The 12,148-nt window shown below is 53.8% G+C and carries 11 protein-coding genes; 5 read left to right on the top strand and 6 right to left on the bottom strand.

The window, feature by feature from the left end:
* Positions 1 to 224: 224 nt before the first annotated feature.
* Both C2U53_RS21975 and C2U53_RS21970 read right to left on the bottom strand, forming a co-directional pair.
* Positions 225 to 1,328, bottom strand: a complete 1,104-nt coding sequence (locus tag C2U53_RS21975; RefSeq protein WP_054177040.1) for a cobalamin-independent methionine synthase II family protein — start codon at positions 1,326 to 1,328, stop codon at positions 225 to 227.
* A gap of 151 nt (positions 1,329 to 1,479) precedes the next feature.
* A complete protein-coding gene (locus tag C2U53_RS21970) occupies positions 1,480 to 1,881 on the bottom strand; it encodes a rhodanese-like domain-containing protein (RefSeq protein ID WP_044258864.1) in 402 nt (133 codons plus the stop codon).
* A gap of 73 nt (positions 1,882 to 1,954) precedes the next feature.
* Here C2U53_RS21970 and ftrA point away from each other — a divergent pair, with 73 nt between their 5' ends.
* Positions 1,955 to 2,947 (top strand): transcriptional regulator FtrA, encoded by a 993-nt coding sequence (gene ftrA, locus C2U53_RS21965; protein ID WP_061070145.1) that lies wholly within the window; start codon positions 1,955 to 1,957, stop codon positions 2,945 to 2,947.
* A 103-nt stretch (positions 2,948 to 3,050) separates the two neighbouring features.
* Positions 3,051 to 3,146 carry a protein MgtS gene (mgtS, locus tag C2U53_RS21960; RefSeq protein ID WP_000901367.1) on the top strand — a complete coding sequence of 32 codons (96 nt, stop codon included), beginning with the start codon at positions 3,051 to 3,053 and terminating at the stop codon, positions 3,144 to 3,146.
* A gap of 540 nt (positions 3,147 to 3,686) precedes the next feature.
* Here mgtS and C2U53_RS21955 read toward each other — a convergent pair.
* Positions 3,687 to 4,853 carry a serine hydrolase gene (locus tag C2U53_RS21955; protein ID WP_054177041.1) on the bottom strand — a complete coding sequence of 389 codons (1,167 nt, stop codon included), beginning with the start codon at positions 4,851 to 4,853 and terminating at the stop codon, positions 3,687 to 3,689.
* Between the two features lie 124 nt (positions 4,854 to 4,977).
* Positions 4,978 to 7,023 (bottom strand): peptidyl-dipeptidase Dcp, encoded by a 2,046-nt coding sequence (gene dcp, locus C2U53_RS21950; protein ID WP_104446438.1) that lies wholly within the window; start codon positions 7,021 to 7,023, stop codon positions 4,978 to 4,980.
* Between the two features lie 138 nt (positions 7,024 to 7,161).
* Between dcp and ydfG the strand changes: the two genes are divergently transcribed.
* From ydfG to ydfZ, 3 genes are all read left to right on the top strand, one after another.
* The gene (ydfG, locus tag C2U53_RS21945) at positions 7,162 to 7,908 is read left to right on the top strand and encodes a bifunctional NADP-dependent 3-hydroxy acid dehydrogenase/3-hydroxypropionate dehydrogenase YdfG (protein ID WP_043000738.1); all 747 of its coding nucleotides are present in this window, start codon (positions 7,162 to 7,164) and stop codon (positions 7,906 to 7,908) included.
* A gap of 86 nt (positions 7,909 to 7,994) precedes the next feature.
* On the top strand, positions 7,995 to 8,681 hold the full coding sequence (locus C2U53_RS21940; RefSeq protein WP_043000739.1) for a GntR family transcriptional regulator: 687 nt from the start codon (positions 7,995 to 7,997) through the stop codon (positions 8,679 to 8,681).
* Between the two features lie 183 nt (positions 8,682 to 8,864).
* A complete protein-coding gene (ydfZ, locus tag C2U53_RS21935; protein WP_042319125.1) occupies positions 8,865 to 9,068 on the top strand; it encodes a putative selenium delivery protein YdfZ in 204 nt (67 codons plus the stop codon).
* Positions 9,069 to 9,117: 49 nt separating this feature from the next.
* On the opposite strand, the gene C2U53_RS21930 is transcribed toward ydfZ, so the two are convergent.
* Positions 9,118 to 10,584 carry a mannitol dehydrogenase family protein gene (locus C2U53_RS21930; RefSeq protein WP_043000740.1) on the bottom strand — a complete coding sequence of 489 codons (1,467 nt, stop codon included), beginning with the start codon at positions 10,582 to 10,584 and terminating at the stop codon, positions 9,118 to 9,120.
* Positions 10,585 to 10,797: 213 nt separating this feature from the next.
* Positions 10,798 to 12,135, bottom strand: coding sequence for an MFS transporter (locus C2U53_RS21925; protein ID WP_043000741.1), 1,338 nt, complete (start codon positions 12,133 to 12,135; stop codon positions 10,798 to 10,800).
* Positions 12,136 to 12,148: the final 13 nt, after the last annotated feature.

Here is a 12,148-nt window from a genome sequence, read left to right as displayed (position 1 = left end):
ATTTCACTCCTGAAAATAAAAATGCTGTGAGTTCTGGTGCTACCGACAAACAACACGGCGCAAAAAAGAGTTCAGGAGGAATAAGGCAAAAAGGATGCCAGGACGAAGGCAGAAAGGAAAAAGCGTTGGCGTGCGCGGCCTGCAAGGCTTCGCGCGGGGGATGCTCCACAATGTACCCGCGTTGCATTATTTATGTGCAACGCGGTGTGCATTATTGAGGCAACTTACCAGACCTGTTGAGCTATTTCGGTGATAAGTTTGATTTTGTTCCACTGCTGGGCTTCCGTGAGCGAATTCCCCTCTTCCGTTGAGGCAAAGCCGCACTGCGGGCTGAGACAAATTTGCGCGTGGTCGACATATTGTGCCGCTTCCTGCAGGCGTGCTTTTACGCCATCCGGGTTTTCCAGTTCACCATTTTTCGTCGTCACCAGTCCCAGAACCACCTGCTGATGGCCAGGACGGATAAAACGCAGCGGCGCAAAATCGCCAGAGCGATCGTTGTCGTACTCTAGGAAGAAAGCATCGACATTGACGCTGCCGAACAGGATCTCCGCAACCGGTTCATAGCCGCCTTCAGAGATCCAGGTTGAACGGAAGTTGCCGCGACATACGTGCAGTCCCACCGTCATGTCGGCGGGTTTTTCCGCCAGCGCCCGGTTGATCACATCGGCGTAAATTCGCGCCAGCGCATCAGGGTCGTCACCACGTTCGCGAATTTGCTGGCGCTGAGCATCGGAACAGAGGTAAGCCCACACCGTGTCATCCAGTTGCAAATAGCGACAACCTGCAGCATAGAAAGCGTGGATCGCATCGCGCCAGGTGGTCGCCAGATCGTCAAAATAGTCCTTTAGATCCGGATAGACCGTGGCATCGATATCTTTACGTCCGCCGCGAAAGTGCAACACGCTGGGGCTGGGAATCGTCATCTTCGGCTGGGCGTTACCGCTAATGCTCTTCAGATAGCGAAAATCTTCCAGCATCGGATGATCGCCGAACGCCAGTTTACCCGTGACCCGAACGCCATGTGCTTTGGTCTGTACGCCGTTAAACTGAATTCCCTGCTGTGAGTCATAACGTTCAACCCCTTGCAAACCATCGAAGAAATCAAAATGCCACCAGGCGCGACGGAACTCGCCGTCCGTCACTACATGCAGACCACAGGCGCACTGCTGTTCGACCACACGACGAATGGCGTCGTCTTCAATGGCGCGCAGCTGCGGTGCGCTTAACTCGCCGCGTGAAAACTGCTGACGAGCCACTTTGATATCGTCGGGACGTAAAAAGCTGCCTACGACTTCTGCGCGAAATGGGGCCTGTTGTCTTTGCATGTGATCTCCTTCGTCGTCAGGCAAAGGTTGCCTGACGTGATAGTTTCTTATTTGAACATTTAGACTTCTGGATGTCTATGCGTCCAAATTGACATACCCTTGTCGGACAGGCAAACGAGATAAATTCATGGCTTATGAAAAAAATTCATCTTCACTCCGCAAGACAGGAAAACGCGAACCCTTCATCTTCCCATCCGGTGATGCCGCCAATCATGACCTTTACCGGTATGCCCAGTCTGGCGAGCGTTAATGCCGCGCGGTCGGCACCGTTACAGTGAGGTCCGGCGCAGTAAACAACGAACAGCGTATCCGCAGGCCACTGCGCCATCCGTTCGGCGGTCATCATGGCGTGCGGCAGATGAATCGCCCCGGGAAGATGACGACGTGCAAACGCCTCCGGTTTTCCCACCACGTGAAGTAAGACGAAATCGGGTTCCCCCTTGCGCATACTCTCATGGACGTCGGCACAATCGGTTTCCAGACTCAGACGCGACAGGAAATGGTTGACCGCAACGGTGGATGCGGCGGCGGGAAACTCAGTGACATGACTCATTCTACTTTCTCCTCAGTGACGATTATGTTTACAATAATTTAACCATCTCTGAGCTGACGTACCGCCTTCGACCATGCCAAAAAACACCAGGATTCTGCCAAAATCGCCGCGCCCGCTTGTGGTCGTACTCGCCTATGACGGACTGTGCACCTTCGAGTTTGGCGTAGCGGTCGAAGTCTTTGGTCTGCCGCGCCCGGAACTGGGCGCGGACTGGTATCGTTTTGCCGTCGCGTCGGTCGATGCTGGTCCACTCCGCGCGACCGGCGGCGTGCGGTTGATGGTGGATGGGGGACTGGAACTGTTGGCTGAGGCCGATATCGTTGTGGTTCCCGGCTGGCGAGGCATCGACGCGCCGGTACCCGAAGCCTTGTGTACCGCGCTGCGTGCCGCGTGGGCGCGAGGTTGCCGTCTGTTGTCGATCTGTTCTGGCGTGTTTGTGCTGGCAGCGACAGGGTTGCTGGACGGGCGCAAGGCCACCACTCACTGGCGCTACACGGACACGCTCCGGCAGCGTTTTCCGGCTATCGAGGTGCTTGATGACGTTCTCTACCATGATGCCGGACTGTTGCTGACCTCGGCGGGCAGCGCAGCGGGGATCGATCTGTGTCTTTATCTGATCCGCGAGGACTATGGTCTTGAGGTTGCCAACAGCGTTGCCCGACGGCTGGTGGTGCAGCCCCATCGCGATGGCGCACAGCCACAGCAGCTTCTGCGCCCCGTTGCCCGGCAACGTGAAAGTCAGACGCTGGGCCAGTTGTTTGATTTTCTGCATCAGAATCTGACGGTGAATCACGATACCGCCTCGCTGGCCAAACGCGCCGGGATGAGTCCGCGGACGTTTTTGCGTCGTTTTACCGATTGTACCGGCACCACGCCTGCACGCTGGATCCTCAACGAACGCTTATTACGGGCGCGCGATTACCTGGAAAACTCACCGCTCAGCGTGGAATTGATCGCGGAACAAACTGGTTTTGGCAGCGCCGCGTTATTTCGCCACCATTTTCGCCACATGTATTGTCTGTCTCCTTCACAATATCGAAAGAAATTTACGCTTATCGCTAAATAATCACCTAATTCAGCTTTTGTTTAGGTTAAAGCTGCTATTATCTCTTTCACCAACCAAATTAAGGTAAGCGAGGAAACACACTACTCATTAAATGGAGGCAAACATGCTGGGTAATATGAACGTTTTTATGGCCGTTCTGGGAATTATTTTATTTTCTGGATTTCTGGCCGCGTATTTCAGCCACAAATGGGATGACTAATGAACGGAGAAAGTCCTGAACCGATAAGGCCCCTTGTCGCATCACTGCACAAGGGGCCATTTTTTATGGCTGACGGGCAAAAAAAACCGCCGGATAACCGACGGTGAATGCTTGCATGGATAGATTTGTATTTTACTTTTTCCACCGTCCCGCCACTCCCGGCAGCGACAATGGATCACTTACACCTTACCACGCCGATTCTCAATGAATGTTAAACGGCAGGCGCTAAGATTGAGGCGTTTCTCGTTTCCACTCTTTTTTACTCTGGCAAGATGCAGTACGGGAAGACCACGGCTCAACAGAGCGTGTATTCTGTAAGTCCTGCGTTTCGGGACGGGAATTCCAGCGTTTTCTCTGTAATTTCTTGCCCATGAACAGCTGCATATTACCTCCGGTTGTCACTGTTTTAATCCATTAATCAATTTGTTGGAGGGAATGTAGCATATCGAGCGCAGGTTAATGTCAATAAACCGCCTGTTTTGTAAAGGCAGTAACCCACCACCAATTATTGGCAGCGAAAACGTCAACTAGCGGTTTAATTTACCGCGGCGCTAACTGACTGAGAATGGTGTGCCCCAGATAATTACTCCAGTTAAAACTATTTTGCAGAACCACCACTGCATTCTGGTTCTTTTTATCAAAGCCAATATAACTGGAATAACCGCCAATATATCCGACCTGATATGTGATCTGACGATCGGCTAACGTATCGGTTACCCATGCAATATTTGCGGCTTCTTTCTGACGATAAAACTGGGTTCTGGCGACGTCCGCAAATGCACGGGCAAGCCCGGCGTTGTCTTGCGAGGCAAAATGCGCTCGCGCATAGCCCGCCAGATCGCGCGCACTGCTGTATAAACTCGCCGCCCCGACCATATTGTGGTTAAACGTCCAGTCAGGCGTCAGTTCACCGCGTCGAATAAGCTTGGGCTGATCTCCCGCGTGACCTAATGCGCGATACGGATAGGCGTTGAGCGTCATGGGCTCAAAACTGCTGTTGTTCATCTGTAATGGCTGGAAGATCAGACGATTCGCCAGCGACGGGATCGACTCGCCGGTACGATGCTGCACGATGAAACCGAGCAGCGCGTAACCGATATTGGAATAGTGCGGCACGCGTGCCTCGGGCGCGGTGAAGTCGGCAAGAGAAGTCAGCACCGTATCGTTATCCAGTTGGGTATAGAAATTCTCCCCCGAACTGAAATAGCGCAGGAGATTTTCCAGAGTCAGCAGATCCATCGGCTGTCTGGGCAGGCCGGAGGTATGCGTCGCCAGTTGCAGCAGGGTAATCTTTCTGGCGTCATCGCTCAGCGGCGTATCTGCTGGCAGAAGCTGCGCCAGCGTGTCGTTCCAGTGCAGCACACCCTGATTCACCAGCACGGTAGTGATTTCGGCCGTTACCCCTTTACTCAGCGACCCCAGCGCAAACAGCGTGTCTGGGGTGATCGGATATTGATGTCGGCTGTCGGTCACACCGTAACTGTGGAACTCAGCGGGTCCGTTATGTTGAATGACCGCAACCACCATTCCGCTCACCTGCTTTTCCTGCATATACTGGTGGATCATCGGATCGATACCGCGAGCATAGTACCCCACCACCGCCTGCGCACTCTGTTCGGCAGGCATATTCAACTGCGATAAGGTGCTGTTGCTACAACCAGTCAGCAGCAGAGCAGAAGAAAGAAGGAGTGGCGCGGACGCTTTCATGAGCAGAAAGTCGCCTGAAGGATATCAGCGCAGAAAGGCAGGAAAACAGACATGTACAATACGGACTCCGGAAAAAGGAGCCCGCATTGTACATCAAGTTGCTAATAATGAAGTGTCGATTGTGTTATCCCGCCAGGCCACGATGTTTGAGCATGTGCTCGATCTGTGGCTCACTACCCCGCCATGCCGGGTAAAGGCGTTCTAAATCTTCACTGTTGCCCCGTGATAAAATCGCGTCACGGAACCGCTGGCCGTTCTCACGCTTCAGTCCGCCCTGCTCCACAAACCACTGATAGCCGTCATCCGCCAGCATTTGCGTCCACAGATAGGCATAGTAGCCTGCCGCGTAACCGCCCCCAAAGATATGGGCAAAATAGCTGCTGCGATAGCGCGGCGGCACCGCCGGAAGATCGAGTTGCTCCGCCGCCAGCCGTTGTTTTTCAAATGTTTCAACGTCCTGAGGGGGTTCGTCAACAGACAGACGGTGCCAGCCCATATCCAGCAGCGCGGCGCTCAGCAGTTCGCTCATGTCATACCCCTTATTGAACAGGCTGGCCTTACGCATTTTGTCCTGTAACGCCTCTGGCATTTTTTCGCCGGTGACCGCATGGCGGGCATAGCGGTCAAACACCGTCGGATGGCTCGCCCAGTGTTCATTGATTTGCGATGGAAACTCGACGAAATCACGCGGCGTATTGGTTCCCGACAGCGACGCATAGCGCTGTGATGCAAACAGTCCGTGCAGGGTATGGCCGAACTCATGGAACAACGTGATGACATCATCCCAGAGTAACAGCGCGGGCTGTCCTGAGGCGGGCTTCTGATAATTACAGACGTTGTAAATAACCGGCTGGGTTTCGTTGAGCGTCGACTGCTCGACGAAATTGCCCATCCAGGCACCGCCGCTTTTCGAATCCCGGGCAAAGAAATCGCCGTAAAAAAGCGCCAGCCCAACACCGTTATGATCGAAGATTTCCCAGACGCGCACATCCGGATGGTAGACCGGAATATCAAAGCGCTCGATGAATTTGATGCCGAACAGCTGGTTGGCGGTCCAGAACACCCCTTCGTGCAGAACGGTATTCAGTTCGAAATACGGCTTGAGCTGTGATTCATCTAACGCATATTTCGCACGCCGCACCTGCCCGGCATAAAAAGACCAGTCCCAGGCCTGCGCGGTAAACCCACCCTGTTCATCGTCAATTACCTGTTGGATATCGGTCAGTTCACCCAGCGCCCGTTGGCGCGCAGCAGGGACGATCGCGCGCATAAAGGCCAGTGCGGCCTCCGGCGTTTTTGCCATCTGATCGGCGATTTTCCACGATGCATAATCGGCAAACCCCAGCAGTTGCGCCTGGCGGGCGCGCAGGGCTACCAGCCGCTGAATCAGCGCACGCGTGTCATTGTCATCGCCTTTTTCGGCACGACGCCACCCGGCGTTAAACAGATTCTCCCGGGTCTGGCGATCGCGCAGTGCACATAATGCCGGCTGTTGCGTGGTATTCAGCAGTGGTATCAGCCATCCCTCGGCGAGCCCTTTTTCGCTCGCCGCCTGTCGCGCGCTGGCGATCTCTTCCGCGCTGAGCCCCTCCAGTTGATGGGCGTAATCGACTACCAGTCCGCCAGATTTATTCGCCGCCAGCAGGCGCTGGTTAAACTGGCTGGTGAGCGTCGCGGCTTCGGTATTGAGCGCCCGGAGTTGCGCTTTATCGGCATCGCTCAGTTGGGCCCCGGCGAGAACAAAACGCTGGTGTGTCACCTCGATCAGACGCACGGATTCATCGTCGAGCCCCAGCGCATCACGTTGTTGCCAGACGCAATCAACGCGGGAAAACAACGCGCGGTTCAACCAGATATCATTCGCCAGTTCCGCGAGCTCGGCAGAAAACGCCTCATCGAGACGCTGAAGTTCATCATGCGTATGTGCCGCGGTCATGGCGAAGAAGACGCTGGTGACGCGGGTTAACAGCTCACCACTTTTCTCCAGGGCGAGAACCGTATTGGCAAAATCCGGGGGCGCGCTATTAGCAATTATGGCGGCGATGTCCGCGCGCTTTTGCTTGATCCCTTCGTCAAAGGCGGGACGATAGTGTTCCGTTTTAATCAAATCAAAACGGGGCGCCTGATACGGTAACAGGCTGTGGCTAAAGAACGGATTCGTTAACGACATCTTTCACTCCTGAAAACGATTTGTTCAATAGAGTAGGCTTCAGGGTAAAAGACCGCAATCCTGTAAAACCAGGGTTACCCGTGAGAGCGGATCACATGCTATGGTAGTCAAACGTAAAAAGCGTTGAGGAACAGTGAGATGATCGTTTTAGTAACCGGAGCAACCGCAGGTTTTGGTGAATGCATTACACGTCGTTTTGTTGAGAACGGGCATAAAGTCATTGCCACTGGCCGTCGCCAGGAACGCCTGCAAGAGTTAAAAGAGTCGCTGGGTGATAACGTGCTGATCGCGCAACTGGATGTGCGTAACCGCGCAGCCATTGAAGAGATGCTGGCATCGTTACCTGCCGAGTGGCGTGACATCGACCTGCTGGTCAACAACGCCGGGCTGGCGCTGGGTCTGGAGCCTGCGCATAAAGCCAGCGTGGAAGACTGGGAAACCATGATCGATACCAACAACAAAGGGCTGATTTACATGACCCGCGCCGTCCTGCCGGGCATGGTCGAGCGTAACCGTGGGCATATCATCAACATCGGCTCTACCGCAGGCAGTTGGCCTTATGCTGGCGGCAACGTGTATGGCGCGACCAAGGCGTTTGTACGTCAGTTCAGTCTGAACCTGCGTACCGACCTGCACGGCACGGCCGTTCGCGTCACGGATATCGAGCCGGGTCTGGTGGGCGGCACCGAATTTTCTAACGTGCGCTTTAAAGGCGATGACAATAAAGCGGGAAAAACCTATGAGAACACCACGGCGCTGACGCCGGAAGATGTGACCGAAGCGGTCTGGTGGGTCGCCACCCTGCCTGCCCATGTGAACATCAATACGGTAGAAATGATGCCAGTGACGCAATCTTTTGCCGGACTGAGCGTTCATCGCGGTTAATTTGTCTCCCGGCCCGCGGGCCGGGTATAGCTCGCGACAAAAAAGTGGTAGAATTTGTGGGTTAATTTTCTAAAAAGTAAGAGCGAATGACCGTCGAAACGCAACTCAATCCTACACAGCCCGTAAATCAGCAGATTTATCGCATTCTTCGCCGTGACATCGTGCACTGCCTCATTGCGCCAGGCACGCCGCTGTCCGAAAAAGAGGTGTCTGTTCGCTTCGATGTGTCTCGCCAACCGGTGCGTGAAGCGTTTATTAAGCTCGCGGAAAACGGCTTGATTCAGATCCGTCCGCAGCGCGGCAGCTACGTCAACAAGATCTCCCTCTCGCAGGTGCGAAACGGCTGTTTTGTCCGTCAGGCTATCGAATGCGCGGTGGCGCGGCGGGCCGCAGCCCAAATCACCGACAGTCAGTGCTATCAGCTTGAACAGAATCTTAATCAGCAGCGGATTGCGATTGAGCGCAAACAGCTGAATGATTTCTTCGAGCTGGATGACAATTTTCACCAGAAGCTGGCAACCATTGCGGACTGCCAACTGGCATGGGACACCATCGAAAATATCAAGGCCACCATCGACCGTGTGCGTTATATGAGTCTTGATCACGTCTCTCCACCAGAAATGTTGCTTCGCCAGCATCTCGATATTTTTTCAGCCCTGGAAAAACATGACGCCGATGCTGTCGAGAAAGCCATGACTCAACATCTGCAAGAAATCGGCGAGTCGGTCCTGCTGATCCGCCAGGAAAACAGCGATTGGTTCAGCGAAGAGTAATTCCCCTGCCTCATCTCTCGTGAGATGAGGTCTCTCCGTCCCCCCTGCATGTCCACATCAAAAAAGATGTGAGATTGATCAAAAACAAAAAAAATCCTGACTGATAAGCGTATTTATATAGCACCCGTTACGTGGGACCTGAGCCCACGGGCTTTGACGGTAAGTTAGAAAGGAGAAAATACCATGATGACATACGATCGTAACCGTAACGCAATCACCACAGGCAGCCGTGTGATGATCAGTGGCACCGGCCATACCGGTCGCATTAAAGCGATTGAGACCGAAGGCCTGGATGCGGCGCAAATTCGTCGTGAAAAAACAGTCGAAGTGGAAGGCTGTGAAGGCAAATTTGCCCCGGTAGAACTGATTCGTCTCGGCATGAACTAATGGTGTGAGTGCCGGATAATGCCTTGATTATCCGGCAGTCCTGAGGCATTTACTTCACGTTTGCTGCATACTTTGCCACGGTGGCTTTCGCCCCTTCCGCCAGCAGCGTCTGATACGCGTCTTTCACGGCCTGCGTGAATAACGCGACCTGCGGCAGTTCGTTACCAAAGATTGCCTCAATAGCCAGCAGCGCTTCAACACGGCTTGCGCCTTCCGCACTGTTTTGTACCGCCTGTTGGATCACTGGCAGAAGCGGATCGTTGACTTCAATGGCATTTCCCTGTTCATCCACGCCGCCGACATAGCGCATCCAGCCCGCCACGCCCAGCGCCAGCAAATCAAAACGACTGTTATGTGCCAGATGCCAGCGTACTGAATCGAGCATCCGCTGAGGTAATTTCTGGCTACCGTCCATCGCAATCTGCCAGGTACGGTGACGCAGCGCCGGGTTGCTGTAGCGTTCAATAAGCAGGTCTGCATAGCGAGTGAGATCCACCCCCTGCACTTTCAGCGTGGGCGCCTGCTCGTTGAGCATCAGTGCGCGGGCAGCCACCCGATAATTTTCATCACCCATGCAGTCGTTGATATGCTGATACCCGGCGAGATAGCCCAGATACGCGAGGAATGAGTGGCTGCCGTTGAGCATCCGCAGTTTCATCTCTTCAAACGGGATCACGTCAGAGACCAGTTCTGCCCCGGCTTTTTCCCACTGCGGACGGCCGGCAACAAAGTTATCTTCAATCACCCACTGACGGAATGGCTCGCAGGCCACACCGGCCGGATCGCGCACGCCGGTCAGGTTTTCAATTTTATCCAGCGTGTCAGTGGTGACGGCCGGAACAATGCGGTCAACCATCGTCGACGGGAACGTGACGTGTTGTTCGATCCATGCGGCCAGTTCGGCGTCCACGGCACGCGCGTAAGCGGTGACCACGTTACGCATCACGTGACCGTTTTCCGGCATGTTGTCGCAGGACATCACGGTGAAGGCGGCTAAGCCCGCCGCTTTACGGCGCGCCAGCGCTTCAACCACCACACCCGGCGCAGATTTCGGCTGATGTGGGTTTTGCAGATCGGCTGCGATCATCGGGTGATCCAGCATCAGTTGTCCTGTCGCCGGGGAATGGCAATACCCTTTCTCAGTAATCGTCAGTGAAACAATCGCAACCTGTGGTTCACACATCGCCGCCAGCACGCTCTCCAGCCCGTCAACCTGAGCATGCAGCGCCTTTTTCACCACCCCCACGACTCTCGCGGTCCAGGCATCGGCAGACATTTCCGCCACGGTATAGAGATTATCCTGCTGTTTGAGATCGGCGATCTGCTGTTCCCCGCCGATCAGGTTCACTTCGCAATATCCCCAGTCGCTGTTATGCTCCGCCGCCAGGATATCGGTATAGACGCCCTGGTGCGCACGGTGGAAAGCACCAAAACCAAGATGAACAATACGCGGGAACAGTCGGTTGCGATCGTAGTCAGGAAGCGTCGCTTTTGCCGTTAAGAGCTTGTTTTGCATTGTATGACCTACTTTGAATGAAATCAGGACGGTTCCAGAGTAACGCCTGTATGGTTGTATGTTTTGATTTGAATTAATCTTTTGCCAATTGGTATAACATCATTTGAAAGTTATGTGACAGGATGCAATTCCTGATGCTGAGCCTGACGCCCAGGGCAGGCTCCCTGGGCTGAGTGATGGCTGCATCCCTGCAGCCATTAGGTGACAATCCTCTTAATCGTGCTTGCGCCACTCCTGGTATTCACGCTTGAGTCGCTGTGGCGCCGTTTCAGGCATCATGAGCAAGCCGATAACAGAAATGATGCCGAGAACAATCACATAGCTTGCTAACCCGTAGTAATGCCCACCGGTCATCTGCAAAATCTTCACTGCCACCAGCCCCAGTACCCCGCTGCCAATCAGTGAACCCAATTGCCAGATTAAAGCGATGCCGCTGCAGCGAATATGCGTCGGGAACAGCTCCGGGAAGAACGATGCCTGCGGTGCGTAGCACATGCTATGGCCAAAGCTAATGACGATAATCATCACCAGCTGCGTCAACCAGAAATTGTCCTGATTAATGGCCAGGAAGAACGGAATAATCATTATGACCTGAATCAGCGCGCCCATGATATACACCGGCTTACGACCAATTTTGTCACAGAGCGCCCCCATCATGGGTATGGCAAGCACTTCGATCACCACAGCGATAATCATGGTTTCCATTAAGATATTGGCATCCAGATTATTGGCTTTGCCGTACGCCAGGACGATTACCGTGAACATGGCAAACGTACAGGCTTCAATCAGTTTTGCGCAGACGCCTTTTACCACGATGCCAGGAAAATCGCGGATGACTTCTATGAGTGGACGGGACTCTTCTGCTTTCGTCTCACGAATCTGCGCAAAGACAGGAGACTCATCGATTCTCAGGCGAATAAACAGGCCAACGATCACCAGCAGCAGACTAAGCAGGAACGGAATACGCCAGCCGTAATCCATCATTGCTTCAGGAGATAAGGTGGCATTGAGCAGTGCAAACAGTGCCATCGGTAACAAAAAGCCGACCGGCGCACCAATTTGTACCCAACTGGCAAAGAATCCACGCCGTTTAGGTTCGGCATATTCTGCCGTCATCAAGACCGCCCCGGCCTGTTCACCCCCGACACCAAACCCCTGGAGTACGCGAATGAAGATCAACAGAACGGGTGCCCAGACACCGATTTTTTCGTACGTTGGCAATAAGCCAATGCAGAATGTCCCGAGCCCGACAATCAGTATCGTGATAACCAGCGCTTTTTTACGCCCCACTTTATCGCCGATATGTCCAAAGACAATGCCGCCCAAAGGTCTTGCCAGGAAGCCCACCGCATAAGTGGCAAATGCGGCCAGCGTACTGATTAACGGATCGTCACTGGGGAAAAACAGGTGACCAAAGAACAGCACTGCCGCAGTGCCATAGGCAAAAAAGTCATAGTATTCAGCAGCCGTACCAATCGCTGAAGCAGAAGCGACGCGACGAACTACGGGTTTGCTATCAACATCATTTTTAATATCAACGGAACTAACCATAAATAATTACCTT

The organism is Citrobacter sp. CFNIH10, from assembly GCF_002934585.1.
Classification (GTDB): Bacteria; Pseudomonadota; Gammaproteobacteria; order Enterobacterales; family Enterobacteriaceae; genus Citrobacter_A; species Citrobacter_A amalonaticus.
This window is presented reverse-complemented; position numbering and strand designations above follow the sequence as displayed.

Excerpts from the sequence above, each read along its gene's own strand:
- ydfZ (WP_042319125.1), top strand. The coding sequence starts at position 8,865 with ATGATGACATACGATCGTAACCGTAACGCAATCACCACAGGCAGCCGT.
- C2U53_RS21970 (WP_044258864.1), bottom strand. The coding sequence starts at position 1,881 with ATGAGTCATGTCACTGAGTTTCCCGCCGCCGCATCCACCGTTGCGGTC.
- C2U53_RS21955 (WP_054177041.1), bottom strand. The coding sequence starts at position 4,853 with ATGAAAGCGTCCGCGCCACTCCTTCTTTCTTCTGCTCTGCTGCTGACT.
- C2U53_RS21975 (WP_054177040.1), bottom strand. The coding sequence starts at position 1,328 with ATGCAAAGACAACAGGCCCCATTTCGCGCAGAAGTCGTAGGCAGCTTT.
- C2U53_RS21930 (WP_043000740.1), bottom strand. The coding sequence starts at position 10,584 with ATGCAAAACAAGCTCTTAACGGCAAAAGCGACGCTTCCTGACTACGAT.
- dcp (WP_104446438.1), bottom strand. The coding sequence starts at position 7,023 with ATGTCGTTAACGAATCCGTTCTTTAGCCACAGCCTGTTACCGTATCAG.
- ftrA (WP_061070145.1), top strand. The coding sequence starts at position 1,955 with ATGCCAAAAAACACCAGGATTCTGCCAAAATCGCCGCGCCCGCTTGTG.
- ydfG (WP_043000738.1), top strand. The coding sequence starts at position 7,162 with ATGATCGTTTTAGTAACCGGAGCAACCGCAGGTTTTGGTGAATGCATT.
- C2U53_RS21940 (WP_043000739.1), top strand. The coding sequence starts at position 7,995 with ATGACCGTCGAAACGCAACTCAATCCTACACAGCCCGTAAATCAGCAG.
- mgtS (WP_000901367.1), top strand. The coding sequence starts at position 3,051 with ATGCTGGGTAATATGAACGTTTTTATGGCCGTTCTGGGAATTATTTTA.
- C2U53_RS21925 (WP_043000741.1), bottom strand. The coding sequence starts at position 12,135 with ATGGTTAGTTCCGTTGATATTAAAAATGATGTTGATAGCAAACCCGTA.